22 protein-coding genes are annotated in these 22,880 nt (G+C 70.2%); 11 read left to right on the top strand and 11 right to left on the bottom strand.

Annotation, left to right across the window (positions count from 1 at the left end):
- Window positions 1–7 precede the first annotated feature (7 nt).
- From ccsB to hemL, 6 genes are all read right to left on the bottom strand, one after another.
- Window positions 8–1,105 carry a c-type cytochrome biogenesis protein CcsB gene (ccsB, locus tag ACZ573_RS00280; protein WP_471297333.1) on the bottom strand — a complete coding sequence of 366 codons (1,098 nt, stop codon included), beginning with the start codon at window positions 1,103–1,105 and terminating at the stop codon, window positions 8–10.
- Window positions 1,102–2,799, bottom strand: a complete 1,698-nt coding sequence (gene resB / locus ACZ573_RS00275) for a cytochrome c biogenesis protein ResB (RefSeq protein ID WP_471297331.1) — start codon at window positions 2,797–2,799, stop codon at window positions 1,102–1,104. The genes ccsB and resB overlap by 4 nt, the downstream gene beginning before the upstream one ends.
- A gap of 111 nt (window positions 2,800–2,910) precedes the next feature.
- Entirely contained in the window at window positions 2,911–3,552 is a 642-nt protein-coding gene (locus ACZ573_RS00270; protein ID WP_471297329.1) for a TlpA family protein disulfide reductase, read from the bottom strand.
- Window positions 3,553–3,641: 89 nt separating this feature from the next.
- Window positions 3,642–4,877: a polysaccharide deacetylase family protein gene (locus ACZ573_RS00265; protein ID WP_471298973.1), complete on the bottom strand. Its 1,236-nt coding sequence runs from the start codon at window positions 4,875–4,877 to the stop codon at window positions 3,642–3,644.
- Window positions 4,878–5,078: 201 nt separating this feature from the next.
- Window positions 5,079–5,786 (bottom strand): histidine phosphatase family protein, encoded by a 708-nt coding sequence (locus tag ACZ573_RS00260; RefSeq protein WP_390801313.1) that lies wholly within the window; start codon window positions 5,784–5,786, stop codon window positions 5,079–5,081.
- Window positions 5,783–7,105: a glutamate-1-semialdehyde 2,1-aminomutase gene (gene hemL / locus ACZ573_RS00255; RefSeq protein WP_471297327.1), complete on the bottom strand. Its 1,323-nt coding sequence runs from the start codon at window positions 7,103–7,105 to the stop codon at window positions 5,783–5,785. Before hemL ends, ACZ573_RS00260 begins: the two co-directional genes overlap by 4 nt.
- A 133-nt stretch (window positions 7,106–7,238) precedes the next feature.
- On the opposite strand from hemL, the gene ACZ573_RS00250 reads away from it, so the two are divergent.
- On the top strand, window positions 7,239–7,838 hold the full coding sequence (locus ACZ573_RS00250; RefSeq protein WP_471297325.1) for a hypothetical protein: 600 nt from the start codon (window positions 7,239–7,241) through the stop codon (window positions 7,836–7,838).
- A 198-nt stretch (window positions 7,839–8,036) separates the two neighbouring features.
- Here ACZ573_RS00250 and ACZ573_RS00245 read toward each other — a convergent pair whose 3' ends face one another.
- Window positions 8,037–8,933, bottom strand: coding sequence for an NADP-dependent oxidoreductase (locus tag ACZ573_RS00245; protein WP_471298970.1), 897 nt, complete (start codon window positions 8,931–8,933; stop codon window positions 8,037–8,039).
- Window positions 8,934–9,101: 168 nt separating this feature from the next.
- On the opposite strand from ACZ573_RS00245, the gene ACZ573_RS00240 reads away from it, so the two are divergent.
- Together ACZ573_RS00240 and ACZ573_RS00235 are read left to right on the top strand one after the other, a co-directional pair.
- The gene (locus ACZ573_RS00240; RefSeq protein ID WP_471297324.1) at window positions 9,102–9,518 is read left to right on the top strand and encodes a winged helix-turn-helix transcriptional regulator; all 417 of its coding nucleotides are present in this window, start codon (window positions 9,102–9,104) and stop codon (window positions 9,516–9,518) included.
- 41 nt (window positions 9,519–9,559) lie between these two features.
- Window positions 9,560–10,288 (top strand): Mut7-C RNAse domain-containing protein, encoded by a 729-nt coding sequence (locus ACZ573_RS00235; protein ID WP_471297322.1) that lies wholly within the window; start codon window positions 9,560–9,562, stop codon window positions 10,286–10,288.
- 126 nt (window positions 10,289–10,414) lie between these two features.
- Here ACZ573_RS00235 and ACZ573_RS00230 read toward each other — a convergent pair whose 3' ends face one another.
- On the bottom strand, window positions 10,415–10,894 hold the full coding sequence (locus ACZ573_RS00230) for a hypothetical protein (protein WP_471297320.1): 480 nt from the start codon (window positions 10,892–10,894) through the stop codon (window positions 10,415–10,417).
- Between the two features lie 108 nt (window positions 10,895–11,002).
- Between ACZ573_RS00230 and ACZ573_RS00225 the strand changes: the two genes are divergently transcribed.
- Window positions 11,003–11,347, top strand: a complete 345-nt coding sequence (locus ACZ573_RS00225; RefSeq protein ID WP_030757909.1) for a YnfA family protein — start codon at window positions 11,003–11,005, stop codon at window positions 11,345–11,347.
- A 54-nt stretch (window positions 11,348–11,401) separates the two neighbouring features.
- On the top strand, window positions 11,402–12,166 hold the full coding sequence (locus ACZ573_RS00220; protein WP_471297318.1) for an SDR family NAD(P)-dependent oxidoreductase: 765 nt from the start codon (window positions 11,402–11,404) through the stop codon (window positions 12,164–12,166).
- 63 nt (window positions 12,167–12,229) lie between these two features.
- Here the strand turns inward: ACZ573_RS00220 and ACZ573_RS00215 are convergent, their stop codons facing one another.
- The gene (locus ACZ573_RS00215; protein ID WP_471297316.1) at window positions 12,230–12,901 is read right to left on the bottom strand and encodes a polysaccharide deacetylase family protein; all 672 of its coding nucleotides are present in this window, start codon (window positions 12,899–12,901) and stop codon (window positions 12,230–12,232) included.
- A gap of 158 nt (window positions 12,902–13,059) precedes the next feature.
- Between ACZ573_RS00215 and ACZ573_RS00210 the strand changes: the two genes are divergently transcribed.
- Together ACZ573_RS00210 and ACZ573_RS00205 are read left to right on the top strand one after the other, a co-directional pair.
- The gene (locus ACZ573_RS00210; RefSeq protein WP_471297314.1) at window positions 13,060–13,644 is read left to right on the top strand and encodes a Uma2 family endonuclease; all 585 of its coding nucleotides are present in this window, start codon (window positions 13,060–13,062) and stop codon (window positions 13,642–13,644) included.
- Between the two features lie 158 nt (window positions 13,645–13,802).
- Window positions 13,803–14,213 (top strand): hypothetical protein, encoded by a 411-nt coding sequence (locus ACZ573_RS00205; RefSeq protein WP_471297312.1) that lies wholly within the window; start codon window positions 13,803–13,805, stop codon window positions 14,211–14,213.
- A gap of 169 nt (window positions 14,214–14,382) precedes the next feature.
- Here ACZ573_RS00205 and ACZ573_RS00200 read toward each other — a convergent pair whose 3' ends face one another.
- Window positions 14,383–15,576, bottom strand: coding sequence for an RtcB family protein (locus tag ACZ573_RS00200; RefSeq protein ID WP_471297310.1), 1,194 nt, complete (start codon window positions 15,574–15,576; stop codon window positions 14,383–14,385).
- A gap of 191 nt (window positions 15,577–15,767) precedes the next feature.
- Between ACZ573_RS00200 and ACZ573_RS00195 the strand changes: the two genes are divergently transcribed.
- From ACZ573_RS00195 to ACZ573_RS00185, 3 genes are all read left to right on the top strand, one after another.
- Window positions 15,768–16,643 (top strand): DUF3558 domain-containing protein, encoded by an 876-nt coding sequence (locus ACZ573_RS00195; RefSeq protein ID WP_471297308.1) that lies wholly within the window; start codon window positions 15,768–15,770, stop codon window positions 16,641–16,643.
- Window positions 16,644–16,758: 115 nt separating this feature from the next.
- Window positions 16,759–17,523: a DUF3558 family protein gene (locus ACZ573_RS00190; protein WP_471297306.1), complete on the top strand. Its 765-nt coding sequence runs from the start codon at window positions 16,759–16,761 to the stop codon at window positions 17,521–17,523.
- Window positions 17,524–17,684: 161 nt separating this feature from the next.
- The gene (locus ACZ573_RS00185) at window positions 17,685–19,007 is read left to right on the top strand and encodes a DUF2637 domain-containing protein (RefSeq protein WP_471297304.1); all 1,323 of its coding nucleotides are present in this window, start codon (window positions 17,685–17,687) and stop codon (window positions 19,005–19,007) included.
- A gap of 83 nt (window positions 19,008–19,090) precedes the next feature.
- Here the strand turns inward: ACZ573_RS00185 and lysS are convergent, their stop codons facing one another.
- Window positions 19,091–20,818, bottom strand: coding sequence for a lysine--tRNA ligase (lysS, locus tag ACZ573_RS00180; RefSeq protein WP_471297302.1), 1,728 nt, complete (start codon window positions 20,816–20,818; stop codon window positions 19,091–19,093).
- Between the two features lie 180 nt (window positions 20,819–20,998).
- On the opposite strand from lysS, the gene argS reads away from it, so the two are divergent.
- Window positions 20,999–22,768, top strand: a complete 1,770-nt coding sequence (gene argS / locus ACZ573_RS00175) for an arginine--tRNA ligase (protein ID WP_471297300.1) — start codon at window positions 20,999–21,001, stop codon at window positions 22,766–22,768.
- Window positions 22,769–22,880 lie beyond the last annotated feature (112 nt).

The raw sequence follows: 22,880 nt of genomic DNA, 5'->3' as shown, positions 1-22,880 counted from the left end.
CCGCCGGTCAGACGCCCGCGTACGAGTGCTTGCCGCTGAGCAGGATGTTCACGCCGTAGTAGTTCCAGATCCAGCAGGCGAAGGCGAAGAGCGCGAGGTAGGCGGCCTTGCGGCCCTTCCAGCCGGCGGTGGCACGGGCGTGCAGGTAGCAGGCGTAGGCCACCCAGGTGACGAAGGACCAGACCTCCTTGGGGTCCCAGTTCCAGTAGCGGCCCCAGGCGTCGCCGGCCCAGATCGCGCCCGCGATGATCGTGAACGTCCACAGCGGGAAGACGGCCGCGTTGATGCGGTACGAGAACTTGTCGAGGGAGGCCGCCGAGGGCAGCCGCTCCAGCACCGAGCTGCGGAACCTGCCCGGCGTGCGGCCCGCCTCCAGCTGGCTCTCGTAGGAGTCCCGGAAGAGGTAGAGCACCGCGCCCGCGGCGCCGATGTAGAAGACCGCGCCGCAGAAGATCGCCGTGGAGACGTGGATCCACAGCCAGTACGAGTGCAGGGCCGGGACGAGCTGGTCGCTGTCGGTGTAGAGCCAGGTGACCGCGATGCCGAGGTCCAGCAGGACGGTGGTGACCAGGATCAGGCCGAGCCAGCCGACGTTCTTCTTCAGGGCGAGCAGCACCAGGTACACGCCGACGGCCACCGTGGAGAAGGTGATCGAGAACTCGTACATGTTGCCCCAGGGGGCCCGCTCCACCGACAGGGCGCGGGCGACCACCCCGGCCGCCTCGACGAGGAAGGCGAGCGCGGTCAGCGAGACCGCGATCCGCCCGTACAGGTCGCCCTGCACGGTGCCGCCGGCGGCGCCGGGGCCGTCCGGGACGTCCCGGGTGCCGGCGGCGGAGCGGGTGGTGACCTTGGGCTGTTCGAGGACGGCGGTGGCCCCGGCCTTGCCGCGGACCTGCACGGCGGGGGCGGCCGCTCCGCCCGCCGCGGCCTCCTTGGCGGCGGTCAGCGCGGCGGCCGTACGGCCCACCTTGCTGCGGCTGCCGAAGGTCCACTCGGCGATGTGCGCGAAGAAGGCGAGCATGTAGACCGCCATCGACGAATAGATCAGGTAGTTGCTGATCTCAGCCAGGTTCTCGTTGGCTGCGGCTGCGAGCGGCGTCATCCGCGCTCTCCTTCAGGGGTTTCTTCAACAGGACCAGACGCCGTGGGCGCCTGCTGGTGCAGCTGGGCGGCGAGCTCCGCCAGCTCCTGCGGGAGCCTGGTGGACTCGCTGCGGCCCAGGCCCGCCATCTCGACGACGGTCACGCCGTCCTTGCCGGTCACCGCGCGGACCCAGATCCGCCGGCGCTGGATGAACAGCGATCCGGCCAGGCCCGCGATGGCGGCGATCGCACCCGTGAGGGCGAGGCCGCTGCCGGGCTGATGGGTGACGGAGAAGGTGGCCCAGCGCTCGATGCCCTCGAACTTCACGGTGCCCGCGCCACCCGGCAGGGTCATCGTGTCGCCGGGCGCCAGCTTCTGCTTGAACTGCTGGCCCGACTCGTCCTTGAAGGGCTCCATCTTGGTGGTGGTGAGCCGGTAGACGTTCTGCGGCAGGCCCGAGTCCACGCCGAGGCTGCCGTGCCAGGCGTTGAGCATGAGCTGCGGGTTCAGGAGGGCGGGGAACTGCGAGAACATCGTGCCCATGCCCTCACCGGCGAAGCTCGGCACGAAGACGGCGTTGAAGCCGAGCTGCTCCTTCTTCCCGTCCTTGTCCTTGTAGCCGTCGGTGACCTTGACGGCTCCGGTGGAGGTGAGGTTGGCGTCCTGCGGCAGCATCGGCACGGCGTCCTTGAAGATCACCTTGCCGGTGGAGTCGGTCACCGAGACGATCGGCGCGTAGCCGTGGCCGAGCAGGTAGACCTTGGAGCCGTCGACCTCCAGGGGCTTGTTGACCTGGATCTCACGCTTCTGCGGAGCGCCGTGGGCGCCGTCCGAGAAGGTGACGTACGCCTTGAAGTCGCGCGGGGTGCCCCGCTGCGGGCCGGTCATCTCGTACGTCGCGTCGAACCGGTCCAACGTGAAGCTGAACGGCGGCAGGTCGTCCGGCTCGAAGAGGGTGCCGGACTTGAAGTCGTCGTACTGGGTGAGCGTGTTCGAGAAGCCGGTGCCGCGCAGGACCAGTTTGCCGCCCTCGGACTTGAAGTACTGGCCCCAGGCGAAGGCCACCAGCATCACGATCAGCGCGACGTGGAAGATCAGGTTCCCGGCCTCGCGGAGGTAGCCCTTCTCCGCCGCGACGTGGCCCTCGCCGGCCTCGGTGCGGAAGCGGCTGCCGCGGAGCACCGTGCGCGCGTACGAGAGGACCTCGTCCGGAGTCTTGTCGGTGCGCCAGGTGGTGTGGGCGGGCAGCCGGTCGAGGCGCCGGGGGGCGGCCGGCGGGCGGCCGCGGAGCTGGCCGACGAACTGCCAGGAGCGCGGCACGATGCAGCCGATGAGCGAGATGAACAGCAGCAGGTAGATCGCGGAGAACCACACCGAGCTGTAGACGTCGAAGAGCTGGAGCTTCTCGGCGACGGTCACCCAGGAGGGGTTGTCACGCTTCCAGTCGACGACCTTCATCGCGTCGACGTTGTTCTGCGGGATGATCGACCCGGGGATGGCACCCAGGGACAGCAGGAAGAGCAGGATCAGCGCCACCCGCATGGAGGTGAGCTGCCGCCAGAACCAGCGGGCCCAGCCGATCACGCCGATGCCGACGGCCGGCCCGGTGGGGCTGTCCTCCAGCGGGGCGGTGGAGAGCTGGGCACCTGCTGCGGCGTCGGTGGGGTCCGCCTCGGCGGACGTGTCGGTGCTCGCTTTGTCTGTCGTACTCATGTGCCTTCAGTCCTCAGATCCCCACCGTGAAGCCTTGGGTCCCGCTCTGCCTGTCGCTGACGATGCTGTCCCACGAACCTGTGATGCGGAACTTCCGCATCGCCCACGAGATCACTTCTCCGCGAGGACCGGGTCGACCATCGACCGCAGCTGCTCGTCGTTGACCGGGGCCAGGGTGCGGGCGGCGATCTTGCCGTCCTTGTCGAGGACGATCGTGGAGGGGATGGCGTTGGGGTTGAGCGTGCCCTTGGGGAAGCGGAGCATCAGCTTCCCTGCGGGGTCGTAGAGGCTCGGGTAGGTGATCCCGTAGGTCTCTTCGAAGGCGATCGCGTTCTGTTTGCTGTTGTCGCGGGTGTTGATCCCGACGAACGCGACGTCCTTGCCGGCGTCGGCGTACTCCTTGGAGACCGTCGCGAAGTGGCCGGCCTCGGCGCGGCACGGCGGGCACCAGGAGCCCCACACGTTGAGGACCACGACCTTGCCCTTGAGCGTGGTGGTGTCCAGGGTCCCGTCGTCGACGGTCTCGCCGTCGAGCCCCGGGGCCTCGGCGCGCTCCTCCTTGGACACGGTGGAGATGCCGCTCGCACCCGTGACGTAGTTGCCGCCGGACCCGCTGACCGGCTTGCCGCCGTCAGGCCCCCCGCACGCCGACAGCGCGAGGGCGCCTGCCAGGGTCGCCACGGCCAGCAGGGTGGCACGGCCGCCGGTCGAGCGGCGGCTACTACGACGGATACGCGCGCGGCTAAGGCTCATGTGAAAAGTTTCGCATGAGCAATTCGCGGATCTTCCGCACCCCCCGGAGCGATGCCCGGGCCCTGGTCAGGCGCTGCTGCGCCGTCCCGTCAGGCGGCGGTCAGGTACGCGCTCCAGCCGCCGGCCGGTGACTGGCCCGGGCCGAGGCCCCGGAGCCTGGCGAGCACCTTGGGGTCCTGGACCTCCAGCCAGTCGGTGAACTGCCGGAAGGACACGAGCCGTACGTCCCTTTTGTCCGCCATGCCCTTGAGTGCCTCCTCGACGGCATCCATGTAGATGCCGCCGTTCCACTCCTCGAAGTGGTTGCCGATGAACAGGGGCGCCCGGTTGGTCTCGTAGGCCCGCCGGAAGCCGCCCAGGTAGGTGGCCGTGGCCTGGGTGCGCCAGCCCGGGTAGTTGGCGGGCACGCCCCTCGTCGTGCTCTTCGACTGGTTGGCGAGGATGTTGTAGTCCATCGAGAGGACCTCGAAGGAGTGCCCGGGGAACGGCAGGGACTGCAGCGGCAGGTCCCAGATGCCGGACCTGCGCACCGGCCAGACCTGGAGGCCGCCGGGCGAGCTGGAGTCGTAGCTCCAGCCCAGCCGCTCGGCCGTCGGCAGCAGGCCGTCCCGGCCGAGGAGGCAGGGGGTGCGGGCGCCCTTCAGCTCCTTGGCGTAGTCGAAGGGCAGGGGTTCGAGGTCGGTGAATCCGGTGTTCGTGCGCCAGTTGGTGACGAAGGACACGGCCTGGTCGATCTCACTGTGCCAGTCGTCCGGCGTCCACCTGCCAACCGAGCCGGAGCCCGCGCAGAAGTGACCGTTGAAGTGCGTGCCTATCTCGTGCCCGTCGAGCCAGGCCTGGCGCACGTACGTGAGGGTGGAGCGGACGTTCTCGTCCTTGAGGTAGCCGATGTCCGAGGCCCCGACGGGGTTGTTCGGCGGCCGGTAGAGGTGCCGCTTCGACTCGGGCAGCAGATAGATGCCCGAGAGGAAGAAGGTCATGGCCGCGCCGTGGTCCTTGGCTAGCTTGAGGAAGCGCGGGAAGAGACCGTTGCCGATCTCCCCCGCGCCGTCCCAGCTGAAGACGACGAACTGCGGCGGGGTCTCGCCCGGCTGCAGCGGCACGGGCGCGTCCGGCTGGTTCGGCTGCGGGCCGGTGTCGGCGGTGGAGCCGTCACCGATGGGCCTGGCCGCCGGCTTCTCGCCGGGCTTCGGGTTCTTCGGGTTCCTGGCGGGTCCGGGAGCGCCGGGACCGGACGTGTCCGATGAGCCGCAGCCCGCGATTCCCATCGCGGCGGCCGCACCGAGTCCCAGTCCCAGCAACCCCCTCCGACTGACTCCCCTGATGTCGCGCATGTCACCGTCCCCACTGTCGACCACCCATACCGACCCGAAATCCATATAAACGGACAATCAGATCGGACATGCGAGCTGACACGGTGATTCCCGCGCGACTTGTATTTAGTTGGGCCGAACCGTAACGGCCTGTAACAGTCGGTCGATCAAGACCCGATCAGGGAACGGCACCCGGCTCGGGCGCTCAGGGACTCAGGCGCCGAACGCCTTGGACGCACCCTTCACCGGCTTGGCCCCGGCCAGCAGATGGGCCGGGACCAGATCCCGGGCCGGCTCGCTGTAGCCCACCGACACCAGCTTGTCGCCCTGGAAGGTGAAGGAGGTCATCGAGGCGAGCGTGCACTGCCGGCGCCGCGGGTCGTGCCACAGCCGGCGCTTCTCCGCGAAGCTGCGCACGATCCAGATCGGCAGCTGGTGGCTGACCGCCACCGCCTCACGGCCGCGGGCCGCGTCGCGCGCCGCCTCCAGCGCACTCATCATCCGGACCACCTGCTCGACGTACGGCTCGCCCCAGGACGGCTTGAACGGGTTCGTCAGGTGCTTCCAGTTGCCGGGCTTGCGCAGCGCGCCGTCACCGACACCGAAGGTCTTGCCCTCGAAGACGTTCTCCGCCTCCAGCAGCCGCGCATCCGTCGCCAGGTCCAGGCCGTGGACCTTGGCGATCGGCTCCGCCGTCTCCTGCGCGCGCTCCAGCGGGGAGGACACCACGTAGGCGATGTCCCGGCCCTTGAGGTGCTCGGCGACCCGGTCCGCCATCTGCCGGCCCAGCTCGGAGAGGTGGTAGCCGTCACGGCGCCCGTAGAGCACACCCTCGGGGTTGTGCACCTCACCGTGGCGCACCAGGTGCACGACGGTGAGCTCGGGGGTGGCGGGGGTGGCGGGCGTGGCGCTGCTGCTCATGCGGTGGCCTCCGCGGCGGCTCGGGCGGCGGCCGGCAGCGCCGCCGCGATGCGCTCGATCGCCTTCTCGTCGTGGGCGGTGGAGACGAACCAGGACTCGAAGGCGGACGGCGGCAGGTAGACGCCCTGCGCCAGCATCGAGTGGAAGAACCCGTTGAAACGGAAGCTCTCCTGCTTCTTGGCGTCGTCGTAGTTGCGCACCTCGTCCTCGGTGAAGAAGACGGAGAACATGTTGGACGCGGTCTGCAGCCGGTGCGCCACGCCCTCCTTGGTGAGCGCGCCGGTGACCAGGCCCTGGATCTCCTTCGAGACCGCGTCGACCTTCTCGTACGCGGCCGCGTCCAGCAGGCGCAGCTGCGCGAGACCGGCGGCGGTGGCGATGGGGTTACCGGAGAGCGTGCCGGCCTGGTAGACGGGACCGGCGGGGGCGAGGTGGCCCATGACGTCGGCGCGGCCACCGAAGGCCGCGGCGGGGAAGCCGCCGCCCATGACCTTGCCGAAGGTCATCAGGTCGGGCTTGACCCCGTCGACCCCGTACCAGCCGGCGCGCGAGGTCCGGAAGCCGGTCATGACCTCGTCGGAGATGTAGAGCGCGCCGTTCTCCCGGCAGAGGTCCGCGAGCCCCTGGTTGAAGCCGTCGGCAGGGGTTACCACGCCCATGTTGCCGGGCGCGGCCTCGGTGATCACACAGGCGATCTCGCCGGGGTGCGCGGCGAACGCCGCCCGCACCGCTTCGAGGTCGTTGTAGGGGAGGACGATCGTGTCGCCGGCCTGCGCGCCCGTCACACCGGGGGTGTCGGGAAGCGCGAAAGTCGCCAGACCGGAACCGGCGGCGGCCAGCAGCGCGTCCACGTGACCGTGGTAGCAGCCGGCGAACTTCACGACCTTGGCGCGACCGGTGAAGCCGCGGGCCAGCCGGATCGCCGACATGGTCGCCTCGGTGCCGGAGGAGACCAGGCGGACCTGCTCCACGGGTTCGATGCGCGCGACGATCTCCTCGGCCAGCGCCACCTCTCCCTCACCGGGCGTACCGAAGGAGGTACCGCGGGCGACGGCCGCCTGGACGGCCTCGATCACCTCGGGGTGCGAATGGCCGAGGATCATCGGCCCCCACGAGCACACGAGGTCGACGTACTCACGACCGTCGGCGTCGGTGAGGTACGGACCGGTCCCGGACACCATGAACCGGGGCGTACCGCCCACGGCGCGGAAGGCGCGCACGGGAGAGTTCACGCCGCCGGGGGTCACGAGGGAGGCGCGCTCGAAGAGCGTCTGCGAAACTGGGGCTTCATACGGGTACGGGTAGCTCACACCAGCCATGGTCTCAGAGGCCGCGACAGACTTGCGGACGGGCGTTTCACCGCGTCGCCGCGGGGGAGGTCACTGCCATGATGATCAGGCTGCGTGGCGGGGGCCACGGGGCCGGGGCGAGCAAGACCAGTCGGGTGGAGATATGCAACGCGGTGGTGGACCGGGCGAGGGAACGGACGGCCTCGATCCGCAGCGCGCCCGCGAGGCCCGCCGCCGGGGCAAGCACCGCCGCCACGGCATGGAGGCGGCCGACGCCGTCCCCGGGCCGGCGGCCCCGTCCGAGGACCTGCCCAAGGGCCGCGGCATGGGAGTGACGTACAAGTACTTCGGCGCCCCCGACGGAGCCACGGCGGCCCGCGTCCCGGTCACGATGCGGCCGGAGGAGCTCGGCGGCGACGAGCTCGGCATGGGCGGCCTCTTCACCAAGATCAAGCCGGAAACGGTGGCCGCGATGGTCCTCACCGGCATCGAAGGCATACCCCTCCACAAGGTGCCCCCGCTGGAGCTGGTCGTCCTCCACCCCGACTACGCGGTGGTCAAGCTTCCGATGACCGTGGTCGACCCGCTGCGCGGAATCGGCGAGGAATCGGTGGGCGCGGCGGCCTTCATCTGGTCCACGGTCCCGGACCGCGGCGGCCCGAGCGACGCCTTCAACGTCTACCAGCTGCTCCACGAGTGGCAGGATTTCAGCCACCGCCTCCACGAGGCCGGACACCAGCCGTACTGCCTGGTCTGGCCCTGACCGGCAGCTCCCGGACGTCCGCGCGCAGCTCCCGCGACAGCGTCCACGCCTTCCCCGGCACCGACCACCCGGCGTCCAACGCGGTATGCCGGCGGGCCGGCTTCGAGTACCTGGGCGACGTCGACTTCGAGTACCCGCCCGGCGTGCCCCACCCGAGCTGCGACTGGCGCTACCGGGTGGGGCGTCCGCAGGGCGGCGTCACGCCGTCAGGATGATGCGGCCGCGGACCCCGGGCGTACCGAGGTGGGCGTGGGCCTTCGCGGCCTCGCCGAGCGGGAAGGTGTCCGCGACCCGCAGGGTCAGCGCGCCCGCGTCGACCAGGGCCACCAGGCGGGCCAGGTGCGCCCCGTCCGCCGCGACCTCCTGCTCCACGACCCGGACACCGCGCTCGGCGGCCGGGGCGTGGTTCGGGATCAGGCCCACGTAGACCCCGCCGTCGCGGACGGAGCCCAGCGCGGCCTCGCCCAGCACCGCCGCGTCCAGGACCCCGTCCACGGGCCCGGCCGGAGCCGCGCCGCGCGGGACGAACCCGGTCGCGCCCAGGGACCGTACGAACTCCTCGTCCTCGGCGCCCGCCAGGGCCGTCACCTCCAGGCCGGCCTGCACGGCGAGCTGGACGGCCAGCCCGCCGACGACGCCCGCGGCCCCGGTGATCAGCACCGACGAGCCGGGGGCGAGCCCCAGCAGGTCCACGGCGCGGGCGGCGGTGAGGCCGGCCAGCGGGAGCCCGGCCGCGGCCACCGCGTCCACGGTGACCGGGGCGGACGCGACGGCGGAGGCGTCGAGCACCACGTACTGCGCGTGCGTGCCCAGCGGCTTCACCGGCCCGTAGTGCAGTCCCACGACCCGGTCGCCGGTGTTGCGGCCGGTCACGCCGGCGCCGATCTCGTCGATCTCCCCGGACACGTCCCAGCCGAGGCCGAGCCGCTGCCCGGCGCCGCCGAAGATCCCGGCGCGGACCGCGCCGTCCACCGGGTTGAGCCCGGCGGCGGTGACCTTGACGCGGACCTGGCCGGCCGCGGGGCGGGGCACCGGGACCTCGGCCAGTTCGACCTGCTCCGGGCCGCCGAACCCGGTCACCACGGCCGCCAGCATGGTCTGCTCGCTCATCTTCATCTCTCCCTTTCGCCGATGCGCTCGTGCGCTCGCGCTCACTCGTCCACGTGTTCGCGCGTTTCCGATGAGCACTAACTTAAGGAGAGGTACTCTCTTTTCGTAAGTACGCACTCGAAGGTGCGTACCCGACCCGGAAGTGGGGTACCCATGGCCACCAGCACCGCCGCGGCCCGCCGCGAGGAAGCTCGTTTCGCCTATGACGCCTTCCTCAAGGAGTGCCCCACCGGCCAGCTCCTGTCCCGCATCAGCGACAAGTGGGTCGGCCTCATCGTCAGCGCCCTCGGCCAGGCCGAGGACCGCTCCATGCGCTACAGCGACCTCGGCCGCAAGATCCCCGGCGTCAGCCAGAAGATGCTCACCCAGACCCTCCGCTCCCTCGAACGCGACGGCCTCGTCACCCGCACCGTCACCCCCACCGTCCCCGCCCGCGTCGACTACCGGCTCACCGACCTCGGCAGCAGCCTCGGCTGCCTCCTGTCCTCCGTGAAGCTCTGGGCCGAAAACCACTTCGACGAGGTCAGCGCCCACCGCGACACCTACGACCAGGCCACGGCGACGTCATAATTCCGCCGCGGCCACCACCGCGGAAATGGCATGCTGAGCACGTGAACGGACCCGCCATTCAGCTCACCCTCGCCCCCGAACTGCGCCTCTTCGCCCCGCCCAGCCGGCGCGCCGAACGCGTACCGACCACCACCGACGGCGCCTCCAGCCTCGGCCACGTCGTCGAATCGGCCGGCGTCCCGCTCACCGAAGTCGGCCGCCTCCTCGTCGACGGCCACGAGGTACCCGTCTCCTACGTGCCCCAGGACGGCCAGAACGTCGAGGTGTACGGCGTCGAGCGGCCCCAACAGGTCCCCGGCGCCCCGCTCCGCTTCCTCCTCGACGTCCACCTCGGCACCCTCGCCCGCCGGCTGCGCCTGCTGGGCGTCGACGCCGCCTACGAGAACGAGGACATCGGCGACCCCGCCCTCGCCACCCGCTCCGCGGCCGAACGGCGCGTACTGCTCTCCCGCGACCGCGGACTGCTGCGCCGCCGCGAGCTGTTCGCCGGCGCGTACATCTACAGCGACAACCCCGACGAGCAACTGCGCGACGTACTGGGCCGGTTCGCGCCCACCCTCGCGCCGTGGACCCGCTGCACCGCCTGCAACGGCCCGCTCCACGAGGCCGACAAGGAGAGCGTCGGCGACCGCCTGGAACACGGCACGCACCGTTCCTACGACGTGTTCGCGCAGTGCACCGAGTGCGAGCGCGTCTACTGGCGCGGCGCCCACCACGCCCGCCTGGAACGGATCGTCGACGAGGCCCTCGTGGAGTTCGGCACCGCCTGAGCCGTGCCCGGGCGGAGGGGGCGGACGGACCCGGCGGGCGGACCCGGTCCGGTCGGATCCGGCGGTCGGACCGGACCGGGCGGACCGGACCGGGCGGACCGGACCGGGCGGACCCGGCGGGCGCGCCTAGAACGCGTAGGCGTCGCCCGTGTCCAGCGCCAGCACCACATGCTCGTTGTTGGCGTGGTTCCGGTCCATCGCACCGCCGTTCCACCACGTGTCGACCCGCACCGCCACCTCCGGCACCCGCTCCCGCAGCTCCAGCATCAGCCCGATGTGCCGCCCCCGCCCGTGCAGCGGCAGCGGCCCCGTCTCGCACACCACCTCGCGCAGACCCGCCCGCGCGCAGCCCTCCGACAGCTCCTGCCGGTCCGCGAGCTCCGCCGACAGCCGTACCCGCACCGTCGCGTTCGGCAGCGCGGCGGGCCCGTCGTTCTCCGGGACCAGCCAGATCCGCAGCCGCGCCCCGGACAGGGCCACCCGGCCGTGGTAGGCCACATCGGCCTCCGGCCCGTCCCCCGTCGATGCCTGCGCCGACCCGGGAACACCCGCGCCGAGCGCCAGCAAACCCGCCACCACCACACTTCGTACGGCACCACGGCGCACCGACACCACCTCCTCGCGCGGAGGCTAGCCACCGGCACCCCCGGCCGGTCGGACCATCACACGAACGAGGGCGCGCCCACCCCCATCTGCCGTGCGTACCTTTGAGCCATGCCGATCACCCTCCTGGCCCGCTCCGCCGCCCTCTTCCTCCTCGCCGCACTCCTGGAGATCGGCGGCGCCTGGCTCGTCTGGCAGGGCGTCCGCGCCCACAAGGGCTGGGCCTGGATCGGCGCCGGGGTGATCGCCCTCGGCCTCTACGGCTTCGTCGCCACCCTCCAGCCCCAGGGCGACTTCGCCCGCGTCCTCGCCGCCTACGGCGGAGTCTTCGTCGCCGGATCCCTCGTATGGGGCGTCGTCGCCGACGGCTACCGCCCCGACCGCTGGGACATCACCGGAGCCCTGGTCTGCCTCGCCGGCATGGCCGTGATCATGTACGCCCCGCGCGGCCGCTGAGCCGCGCCTATGCTGGCGGGTAATCGCCCGTACGAACGACCGAGGAGCCCGCACATGAGCACGGCCGCCACCCGAACCGCCGTAGTCACCGGCGCGAGCAGCGGCATCGGCGCGGCCACCGCCCGACAGCTCGCCGCAGCCGGCTACCACGTCGTCCTCACCGCCCGCCGCAAGGACCGCATCGAAGCCCTCGCCGCCGAGCTCACCGAGGCAGGCCACCAGGCCACCGCGCACGCCCTCGACGTCACCGACCGCACCGCCGTCGACGCCTTCGCCGCCTCCCTGGCCCGCTGTGACGTACTCGTGAACAACGCCGGCGGCGCCATCGGAGCCGAGCCCGTCGCCACCGGCGACCCCGCCGACTGGCGCACGATGTACGAGGTCAACGTCATCGGCACCCTCCACGTCACCCAGGCCCTGCTCCCCGCCCTCACCGCCTCCGGCGACGGCACCGTCGTGGTCCTCTCCTCCACCGCCGGCCACTCCACGTACGAGGGCGGAGCCGGCTACGTCGCCGCCAAGAACGGCGCCCGCGTCCTCGCCGAGACCCTGCGCCTGGAGATCGTCGGCCAGCCCGTACGCGTCATCGAGATCGCCCCGGGCATGGTCAAGACCGAGGAGTTCGCGAAGACCCGCTTCCGCGGCGACTCGGAGAAGGCCGAGAAGGTCTACGCGGGCGTCGCCGAACCCCTCTCCGCCGACGACGTGGCCGACACCATCACCTGGGCCGTGACCCGCCCCAGCCACGTCAACATCGACCTCCTGGTGGTCCGCCCCCGCGCCCAGGCCTCGAACACCAAGGTCCACCGCGAGCTCTAGGGGCAAGGCACCCCTGGTGCTGTGACCGGGAAGGTTCACCGGGTCACGACGCCCGGCACAGCACTAGAGAACCCCCGCCGCCTTCAGGTGCGGCATGAGGGCCGCCGGCTTCAACCCGGCGGCCCTCGCCGCGTCCAGAGCCCGCTGGAGGTCCGCCGCCAGCGTCGGCGTGAAGTGCAGCAGCACGATGTCCCCGGCCTGCAGCCGCGGCGTGGGCGGGGTCTCGCCCCAGGTGGTGAGATCGTGCGTCCAGGTGATCAGCGCCTTCACCCCGCACGCCTTGGCCGCGAGCCGCACGTCGTCGTTCACCGCCCCGTACGGCGGCCGCAGCAGCTTCGGCGTCCGCCCGAAGACCGCCTGGAGCTGCTCCCCGGCCCCGCAGACCTCGGCGTCCTTGCCGGCGGCGTCGAGCGTCGTGAGGTCCGGATGGTTGACGGTGTGGTTCTCGACGCCGACCCGCCCCTCCTCCGTGAGCCGGGTGAAGTACCCGGTGTCGTACGAGGCCGCCCCGGGCAGCAGGAACAACGAGGCGGGCACCCGCTTCTCCAGCAGGATCCGGGCCGCGGCCGGATCGTGGTTCCAGCCGTCGTCGATGGTGATGAAGACGACCTTCTCCCGGGTCGGCACATGCGACACGACGGGCGGCAGCCCCGCCTTCGCCTGGGCGGACCCGACGGCCCCGAGGGCCAGTGACAACGACGCGAGCGCGGCGGTCAGCACGCGGGATCTCCACATGCGGCACATTTTGGTCTAGACCAACTTGCGGGTCAATCCTCTTGCCCCAAACGGAAGTTGACGCCCCTCATCCCTGAGGCCCGTATGGGTGAATGCACACGGAATGTCGACGGCCACGGCTACGCTCCGAAAGCGTGGACCCCCAGAGGGAGGAAGCTATGACTGTGATGCAGCACGAGACCACGATCGCCGAGGCCGCCGATCGTCTCTCCAAGGAGCTTCCCGGACACCGAGTGGAGATTCTCCAGGGGAGGCTCACCGTGACACCACCCGCCGACGGAGCACACTCGGAGACACTGACCTGGCTCATCGAGGAGTTCGCGGCAGCCGGAGCCAGAAAGGCCGGACTGAAGTACCTCCAGACCATCGGTATCGCGCTGCCGACCGGACCGGACGATTTCGCCATCCCCGACTTCGCACTGGTCGAAGAGGACTACAAGAGCACCAGAACGGCATACAACTGCTACTCCCCCGAAGCCTTCCGCCTGATCATCGAGGTCACGTCGTCGAACTGGTCCGACGACATCGGCGTCAAGGTCGACAGCTACGCGAAGGCCGACATCCCGGTGTACGTCATCGCCGACCGCCACCACGACGAGGCCGTCCTCTGCTGCGACCCCCGCAACGGCGCCTACCGCGTGCGCCGGACCTACAAGCGAGGCGAGTCCATCCCCCTGCCCGAATCCATCGGAGTGTCGGTGGAACTCTCGGTGGACCTCCTCCTCGACGGCGACGAGCACTGACGCACGACGCGCGGGAGCCCGGACCGTCACCGGACGCTGTTGGCCAATTCGGGCTCTGCATGACGTCGGCTCCCACAGGTCCCGCCGCCCAGCAGCCCGAGGGGCCCGCTCCCAGGGGCTGGCCAGGTCCTGTCGGTGAGCCCTGCTAGCTTCCGGGCATGGCAGATTTCACGAACAGGCGGCAGATCACCTCGGTGGCGCAGCTCAATTCCATCCAGGCCGAGCAGGTCGTGCTCTGCGGTGCCGCCTACGACGATGAGGATCTCCCGGCTGACCGGCGCCTGTCCTCGGACCCCGAGGACGAGTCGGTGCTGAACTTCTGCGAGCTCTGGGACGTGGCGGCCGACGGGTCGCCCGTCTACGAGGCCTGGTTCTACCAGGCGGACAGCGGGTCGATTTTCCTGGCCGGGACCACCGAGATGGTCGCGCAGATCATCCAGTGCGGCCTGGAGTGCGCGGACGAGGAGCGCGAGCTGGAGCTCGGCACAGCCATGGTGAGGGCTGGCCTGCTGCCGCCAGGGGACTCTGCGTTCGAGCGGTTCCGCCGGGCCGCCGCCGAGACGCTGTAGGCCGTCGTTCCGTCCGGAGGCCGACACAGGCCCTGTTGCTTCGCCAACAACGTCTGACCTCAGGACCACCACCGGGTCTTCGGGTCAGACATCACGTAGAACCTGAATTGACCAACAGTGTGCCCGCAGGGTTCCGGGCCTTCCGCTGCTGCTTCGGCAAACCGCCGGCTCAGCCCTTGACGCAGATGACCTGCTTGAGCTTGGCCACGACCTGCACCAGGTCGGTCTGCTGGTCGATGACCTGCTCGATCGACTTGTACGCGCCCGGGATCTCGTCCACCACACCCGAGTCCTTGCGGCACTCGACACCCTTGGTCTGCTCTGCAAGGTCCCGCGCCGAGAACCGCTTCTTCGCCGCCGTCCGGCTCATCTTCCGGCCCGCTCCGTGCGAGGCCGAGTTGAAGGACTTCTCGTTGCCGAGCCCCTTCACGATGTACGAGCCCGTGCCCATGGAGCCCGGGATGATCCCGTAGTCACCGCTGCCGGCGCGGATCGCGCCCTTGCGGGTGACCAGTAGGTCCATGCCGTCGTACCGCTCCTCCGCCACGTAGTTGTGGTGGCAGCTGATCTCCCGGTCGAAGGAGACCTTCGCCTTCCGGAACTCCTTGCGGATGACCTCCTTGAACAGGCTCATCATCGCGGCGCGGTTGTACTTCGCGTACTCCTGAGCCCAGAAGAGGTCGTTGCGGTACGCCGCCATCTCGGGGGTCGCCGCGAGGAAGACCGCCAGGTCCCGGTCGACCAGGTTCTGGTTGTGCGCGAGGCCCCGGGCCACGCCGATGTGGTGCGCGGCGAGCTCGTTGCCGATGCCGCGGGAGCCTGAGTGCAGCATCAACCAGACCGAACCTGACTCATCAAGACAGAATTCGATGAAGTGATTGCCGCTTCCGAGCGTTCCGATCTGCTTCATGGCACGTTCGTGACGGAATTTGACCGAGTCGGCGAGGTAGTCGAACCGGCTCCAGAGGCCCTCGTACCCCTCCACCGAGAACCCGTACAGCCGCGACGGGTCCACCGCCTCGCGGTGCATCCCCGCCCCCACCGGAATCGCCCGCTCGATCTTCGACCGCAGCCCCGACAGGTCCCCCGGCAGGTCGTTCGCCGTCAGGGACGTCTTCACCGCCGACATTCCGCAGCCGATGTCCACGCCCACCGCCGCCGGGCAGACCGCGTCCTTCATGGCGATCACCGAGCCGACGGTGGCTCCCTTGCCGTAGTGAACGTCCGGCATGACGGCCAGGCCCTTGATCCAGGGGAGGGTGGCGACGTTGCGCAGCTGCTGCATCGCGCTGTCCTCGACCGACGCCGGGTCGGTCCACATCCGGATCGGGACCTTCGCCCCGGGTACCTCTACATACGACATAAGGAATCAATCCCCCGAAAATCACAGAAAAGTCAGAATGCGCAAAAGCCTCGCTCTTGATCCCAAATACGACAGGGGACCGGCGCCAGCACCAGCGTGTGCGATAGACATTGTGTCCAGCCGCGCCCAAGTCGCGGCAACGCATTTTCCTGACCGTCGGGGGGCCCGCCGGTCGAAGGGAGCCAGTGGACGTGCAGCGCAAGGCGGTACGGCGGCGAGTCCTGCCAGGCATCGCGATGCTCACCGCGCTCGCGGCCGGGGCGGCCGGCCTGACCGGGTGCACCAGCGGGAGCGAAGGCAGAAGCACCAGCGACTCGAAGGCCGGCGGCAGCTCCGCCGCGCCCGCCCAACCGGGGAAGTACCGCAGTCTGCCCGCGCCCTGCAAGGCCGGCGCCGACAGCAAGAAGCTCAAGGGCATGCTCCCGGCCGGGGACAGCCTCACTCCCGAGCAGCGCGACCAGATGTACGCCGGTGTCGCGGACGCCTCGTACGACGGCGACCGGCACGTCGGCTGCCGCTGGAACGGGCAGAGCCCCGAGGAGACACGGCTGCTGTCGGTCGCCTTCGAGCGCGTGGTCTCGTACGACCGGACCGCCGCCAGCGACGACGACAAGGCCAAGCAGGTCTACGTACGCCGGCTCACCGACGCGAAGCTGCCCTTCCCCGGCCCGGCCGCGAACCCCACCCCGACGGCGCCCACCCCGGCGGCCCCCACCCCCGCCGCGCCCACCCCGGCGGCCGCGGTCCAGGGCGCTCCCGCCTCCGGGACGCCCGCCTCCGGAACGCCGACGTCCCCCGGCGCGAGCCCGTCGGCGCCGGTCGAGCTCGGATCACGCGTCCTGGAGGACCTCGGCAGCGACGCCTTCCTGGAGGACAAGCTCAGTCCCGCCGGGGCCAGCGCCGCGCAGTCCCGCACCGTGCGCATTGTGTTCCGCACCTCGAACGTCATCGTCACCATCGAGTACAGCGTGCAGCCCGCGCTGCCCGGCACGGTCCCGCCCAGCACCGAAACCCAGGTCAAGGCACGGCAGTTGGCGCAGGCCCTGGCCGAGCGTTTCAGCGAATGAGCGGTGCGCGCCGTCCTCTCGCGTGACGGCGCGCACAGCAGGCGGGTACCGGGTCGGGCTACCGTTGCCCGGGTCCCGCGTCCGAAGAACAACCGACAAACGTACTGAAGGAACCATGCACCGATCAGCCTCGCGCCTCACCCGCGTTCTCGCCTGCGCAGCCGTCCCGGTGATCCTCACCGTCGCCGGGTGTTCGTCCGACTCGGGCAAGGACACGGGCTCGAACGGCGAGAAGAAGTCCGGTTCGTCCTCGTCCGCCAAGCCCAGCCCGAAGTCCTCCAAGACCCTGGAGAAGGCGGCCTTCGCCGTGCTCCCGGACCCGTGCAAGGCGCTCCAGACGCCGACGATAGACACGCTCGTCCCGGAGGCGAAGGACAAGAACGGGGCGGCGCCCAAGTCGAACGACGTGGCCACCCGCACCAGCTGCTCCTGGAACGGGCTGGACGAGGACGGCCTGAAGGGCTCGCAGTACCGCTGGCTCTCGCTCTCCTACTTCCGCTACGACTCCCAGGCCACCCTCGGCGACGCCAGCAAGCGTGCCGCGGAGCAGTACAACAAGGAGGTGGAGGCCGCGAAAACCGCCGAGGGTGCGCAGGACCCGAAGGCGGAGGCGGTGGCCGAGATCGGTGACCAGGGGACGTCGGTCGTCTACAAGGTGAAGAAGGACGGCAACGACCACTTCAACACGACGGTCGTGGCGCGTACCCAGAACGTGGTGGTCACGCTCGACTACAACGGTGCGGGGCTGGAGGGGGCCGCCGCGCCGGACCAGGCGAAGCTGCTCCAGGACGCGATCACGGCGGCCAAGGAGGCTGTGACCTCGGTGGGCGCGGCCAACAAGGCGCCGGCGGAGCAGTCGCAGTCCCCGCAGCCCCAGTAGGGACGGGTGCGGGTCGGGGCCTCCTGGAGCGCTGACATCCAGTCACCCGTACGCTGTGCCTGCCGCAGCTCCGTAAGGGCGCGGTAAGTACCCAGTACTGAGCATCAGCACGCTGCGCTCGGTATGTGCTCGACAAGGGGAGGGGATCGCGGGTGGCCGCGATGCAACTGACTCGTACGCACCGGATTCTCATAGGCGTGGTGGTCGCGGGTGCCGTGGTCATCGCGGGGATCGGGTTCGCGGGCTCGTACTCCGCGGTGCGTGCCCTCGCCCTGCAGAAGGGGTTCGGCAGCTTCTCGCTGGTGTTCCCGATAGGTATCGACGCGGGCATCTGTGTGCTGCTCGCGCTGGACCTGCTGCTGACGTGGCTCCGGATCCCGTTCCCCCTGCTGCGGCAGACGGCGTGGCTGCTGACGGCCGCGACGATCGCCTTCAACGGTGCGGCTTCGTGGCCGGATCCGCTGGGTGTCGGGATGCACGCGGTGATCCCGATGCTGTTCGTGGTGACGGTGGAGGCCGCCCGGCACGCCGTGGGCCGGATCGCGGACATCACCGCGGACCGGCACATGGAGGGCGTGCGCATCACGCGGTGGCTGCTGTCGCCGGTACCGACCTTCAAGCTGTGGCGCCGGATGAAGCTGTGGGAGCTGCGTTCCTACGAGCAGGCGGTCGGCATGGAGCAGGACCGGCTGATCTACCAGGCCCGGCTGCAGGCGCGGTACGGGCGTTCGTGGCGGCGGAAGGCTCCGGTGGAGGCGCTGATGCCGCTGAAGCTGGCCAAGATCGGTGTGCCGCTCGCGGAGACGACCGCGGAGGCGCTGGCGGCGACGGGGATCGAGCCGGCGGTGCTGCCGCCGGTGGAGCAGCAGGTCCTGCAGCAGTCCCAGCAGGAGCTGCAGCAGGCCCCGGCGCTGGCGCCCGCGCCCGGGCTCGCGCAGCAGGCCCAGCAGTCTCAGCAGGCCGCCCAGCAGGCCCAGCAGGCCCAGAACCCGGCCGGTGTTCCGGGTGTTCCCGGTGCTGTGCAGCACACCCCGCCGCCCTTCGCGGTGGATCCGACGGCCATGCCCGCGGCCCACAACAGCGCCTGGTTCGCCGCGCCGCTGGCGCCGCAGGCGGCGTACGAGGGCGGCTACAACCCCCAATACGTGGAGGGCCTGGAGCCGACCCCGGTCCTGCCCCCGATGGGTCCGGACGAGGAGCGGTCCGCGCAGCAGGAGGTGTCCATCCCGGCTCCGCGCCAGGAGGAGGCCCAGGCCGAGGGTCCCGAGACTCCTGACGAGGCCGAGTTCGCCGAGGCGGCGTACAAGGTGTTCTGCGCGCTGGTCGACGAGAAGCAGGACTACCCGTCGGCGGAGGCGCTCGACATACACCTGTCGGACGGTTACGGCGTGACCCACCCGCGCAGCGGTTCGCTGCTGCGCCGGATGATCCCGGCGTTCAAGCAGCGTTACCACAAGGACCGTGAGGCCGAGCACATCGCCTGACGGCCACGGACAGCGGGAAGGGCCCGCACCCCGAGGGGTGCGGGCCCTTCCGCGTGCCGGGCCGGACGGGCCGGCCGGCCGGGTCAGACGGCGAGCAGCTTGCGCACGCGGTCGGCGCCCACCGCCAGCAGCAGCGTGGGCAGGCGCGGCCCGGTCTCCCGGGTCACGAGGAGCCGGTAGAGCAGCGCGAAGAAGGTGCGCTGCGCGACCTTGAGTTCCGGCGTCGGCTTGGCGTCGGGTTCGAGGCCGGCCATGACCTTCGGGACTCCGTAGACGAGCGTGGTGAGCCCGTCCAGGGACCAGTGCGAGTCCAGTCCGTCGAGGAGCAGTCGCAGCGACTCGCGGCCCTCGTCGTCCAGGGACGACAGCAGCTCGGTGTCGGCGTCCTCGCGTACGAGGGTGCGCTGGTCGGCCGGGACCTGGGTGGTGATCCAGTTCTCGGCGCGGTCCAGGCGCGGCCGTACCTCGTCGAGGGAGGTCAGCGGCTGCGTCGGGTCGAGGTCGGTCAGGATGCGCAGGGTCTGCTCGTCGTGGCCGGCGGTGATGTCGGCGACGGAGGCGAGCGTCCGGTACGGGAGCGGGCGCGGGGTGCGCGGCAGCTCGGCGGCGGCGGTGCGCACGGCGCGGGTGTGCGCGGCCGCGTCGGCGGGCAGCACGGAGCCGTCGGCGACCTTGGCCTCCAGCTTGTCCCACTCGTCGTAGAGCCGCTGGATCTCCTGGTCGAAGGCGATCTTGAAGGACTGGTTGGGGCGGCGGCGGGCGTAGAGCCAGCGCAGCAGCTGCGGCTCCATGATCTTCAGCGCGTCGGCCGGGGTGGGGACCCCGCCCTTGCTGGAGGACATCTTGGCCATGCCGCTGATGCCGACGAACGCGTACATCGGTCCGATCGGCTGCTCGCCGCCGAAGATGTGCACGATCTGGCCGCCGACCTGGAAGGACGAGCCGGGCGAGGAGTGGTCGACGCCGGAGGGCTCGAAGATCACGCCCTCGTAGGCCCAGCGCATCGGCCAGTCGACCTTCCAGACCAGCTTGCCGCGGTTGAACTCGCTGAGCTTGACCGTCTCGGTGAACTCGTCCTCGGTGCAGACGTAGGTCATCTCGGTCGTCTCGTCGTCGTACGAGGTGACCTTGGTGAAGTCCTTGCCGCACTCGCCGCAGTACGGCTTGTACGGGAAGTACCCGCCCTCGCCGGTGCTGCCGTCGTCCTCGGCGGCCGCGCCGGAGCCCTCGGCGGCCTCCAGCTCGGCCTCGTCGACCTGCTTCTGCTGGGGCTTCTTGCCGCCCGGCTTCTGCTTGGTGCGGTACTGGTCGAGGACCGCGTCGATGTCGCCGCGGTGCTTCATCGCGAACAGCACCTGCTCGCGGTAGACGCCGTTCGTGTACTGCTCGGTCTGGCTGATCGGGTCGTACTCGACGCCCATCTCGGCCAGTGCCTCGACGAAGGCGGCCTTGAAGTGCTCGGCCCAGTTCGGGTACGCGGACCCGGCGGGGGCGGGCACGGCGGTCAGCGGCTTGCCGATGTGCTGGGCCCACGACTCGTCGATGCCGGGCACGCCCGCGGGCACCTTCCGGTACCGGTCGTAGTCGTCCCAGGAGATGAGGTGGCGGACCTCGATGCCCCGGCGGCGGATCTCGTCCGCGACCAGGTGCGGGGTCATGACCTCGCGGAGGTTGCCCAGGTGGATGGGGCCGGAGGGGGAGAGTCCGGACGCGACGACGACAGGTTTGCCGGGTGCTCGGCGCTCCGCCTCGGCGATGACCTCGTCCGCGAAACGGGAGACCCAGTCGGTCTCGGTGCTGCTCTGAGCCACGACACGTCCTTCTATCTCGAATGCTGGCTTCAGCCATTCTCCCAGACGGAACGGGTCGCTCTGAGGTTGCTTCCGCCCAGTGATATCCCGCGAAACGGATGGCGCCCGCGTGGGATACTCGGCACTTGTCGGAAGACCCAAGTACAGCCCACGTACAGAACCTCACAGGAACGGCAGCTCATGGCCTCGGTCCCTTCGCTCGCTTCGTCCGTCAACCAGCGCGTCGCCGACGCCCTTGCCTCCGCCCTGCCGGAGGCCGGTGGCGCGGACCCGCTGCTGCGACGAAGCGACCGGGCCGACTTCCAGGCCAACGGCATCCTGGCGCTCGCGAAGAAGGCGAAGGCCAACCCGCGCGAGCTGGCGACGACCGTGGTCGAGGGCATCCCGACCGGTGACCTGATCCAGGAGATCGAGGTCTCGGGTCCGGGCTTCCTCAACATCACCGTCACCGACAAGGCGATCATCGAGACCTTGGCGGCGCGTGCGCTCGACGACCGTCTCGGTGTGCCGCTCGCGGAGAACCCGGGCACCACGGTGATCGACTACGCGCAGCCGAACGTCGCCAAGGAGATGCACGTCGGGCACCTGCGGTCGGCCGTGATCGGTGCGGCGATGGTGGAGATCCTGGAGTTCACGGGCGAGAAGGTGGTCCGTCGCCACCACATCGGCGACTGGGGCACCCAGTTCGGCATGCTCATCCAGTACCTGCTGGAGCACCCGCACGAGCTGGACCACAAGTCCGACGAGGAGGTCTCCGGCGAGGAGGCCATGTCCAACCTCAACCGCCTGTACAAGGCCTCGCGCGGCCTCTTCGACTCCGACGAGGAGTTCAAGACGCGGGCCCGGGCGCGGGTGGTGGACCTCCAGGCGGGCGAGCCGGAGACGCTGGCCCTGTGGCAGCGGTTCGTGGACGAGTCGAAGATCTACTTCTACTCCGTCTTCAACAAGCTGGACATGGACATCCAGGACCCCGACGTGGTCGGCGAGTCCGGCTACAACGACATGCTGGTGGAGACCTGCAAGCTGCTGGAGGAGTCGGGCGTCGCCGTCCGCTCCAACGGCGCGCTCTGCGTCTTCTTCGACGACGTCAAGGGCCCGGACGGCAACCCGACCCCGCTGATCGTGCAGAAGTCGGACGGCGGTTTCGGCTACGCGGCGACCGACCTGTCGGCGATCCGCGACCGCGTGGCCAACCTGGGCGCGACCGAGCTGATCTACGTGGTCGACGCGCGGCAGTCCCTGCACTTCAAGATGGTCTTCGAGACGGCCCGCCGCGCAGGCTGGCTGAACGACGAGGTCAAGGCCGTGCAGCTGGCCTTCGGCACGGTCCTCGGCAAGGACGGCAAGCCGTTCAAGACCCGTGAGGGCGAGACGGTCCGGCTGGTGGACCTGCTGGACGAGGCCGTCGAGCGGGCAACGGCCGTCGTACGGGAGAAGGCCGAGAAGGTCGGCCTGACCGAGGCGGAAATCGTCGAGAACGGCCAGTACGTGGGCATCGGCGCGGTCAAGTACGCCGACCTGTCGACCTCTGCCGCGCGCGACTACAAGTTCGACCTGGACCAGATGGTCTCGCTGAACGGCGACACCTCCGTCTACCTCCAGTACGCGTACGCCCGGATCAAGTCGATCCTGCGCCGGGCCGGCGACCGCAAGCCGGTCGCGCACCCGGAGCTGGAGCTGGCCCCGGCCGAGCGGGCGCTGGGCCTGCACCTGGACCACTTCGGCGAGCTGATCGCCGAGGCGGCCGCGGACCACGCCCCGCACAAGGTGGCGGCGTACCTCTACCAGCTGTCCTCGCTGTTCACGACGTTCTACGAGCTGTGCCCGGTCGTGAAGCCTGAGCCGGAGCTCGTCGTGGGTGAGAACCGGCTGTTCCTGTGCGACCTGACGGCCCGCACGCTGACGAAGGGCATGTCCCTCCTCGGTATCCGCACTCCCGAGAAGCTCTGACCCTGCTCGATCCGCCCAACCCCCGCCAAATGCGTACGGCCCCGGCAGCTGCTGCCGGGGTCGTACGCATTTCGTGATCTCCGCGGCCGCCACAATCCAGCCACCCCCACTA

Source organism: Streptomyces sp. NPDC040545 (assembly GCF_055595065.1).
The sequence above is the reverse complement of the archived record's forward strand: the minus strand, read 5'-3'. Positions and strand labels throughout refer to the sequence as shown.